Source organism: Cupriavidus sp. D384, from assembly GCF_001652915.1.
GTDB lineage: Bacteria > Pseudomonadota > Gammaproteobacteria > Burkholderiales > Burkholderiaceae > Cupriavidus.
Genome location: NZ_BBQI01000054.1, coordinates 1 through 302 on the forward strand (window position 1 = coordinate 1; position 302 = coordinate 302).

The 302-nt window shown below is 58.9% G+C and carries 1 protein-coding gene; it reads right to left on the bottom strand.

Features of this window, described 5'->3' with window-relative positions; genetic code table 11:
* Positions 1–285: a hypothetical protein gene (locus A9J21_RS13910; RefSeq protein WP_066736525.1), complete on the bottom strand. Its 285-nt coding sequence runs from the start codon at positions 283–285 to the stop codon at positions 1–3.
* Between the last annotated feature and the right edge of the window lie 17 nt (positions 286–302).

Here is a 302-nt window from a genome sequence, read left to right on the forward strand (position 1 = left end):
TCAGATACCCGCCAGCGATTCGCCCCTGACAAGTCCTTCGATGATGTCCGCCCCGTGCTGGACCGCTGCGCGCTTGGCCACACCCAAATCGGCCCACTGTGCATCCGGTACTTGAAAGACTCGCCCGCTGTCGGCTGTCGGCGCGATACCCTCACGACAGATCACTACGGAAGCGCTGTAGCTACGGTCCGGCCTTCGTTCATGCCATTCACGCGGTGGATCGTATTTGTAGACTAGCGGGTAAATGTCGAAGCCTTTGCTGTTTGCTGCCGGATAAGTGTCCATGTCATGCTCCCAAGGGG

Excerpts from the sequence above, each read along its gene's own strand:
- A9J21_RS13910 (WP_066736525.1), bottom strand. The coding sequence starts at position 285 with ATGGACACTTATCCGGCAGCAAACAGCAAAGGCTTCGACATTTACCCG.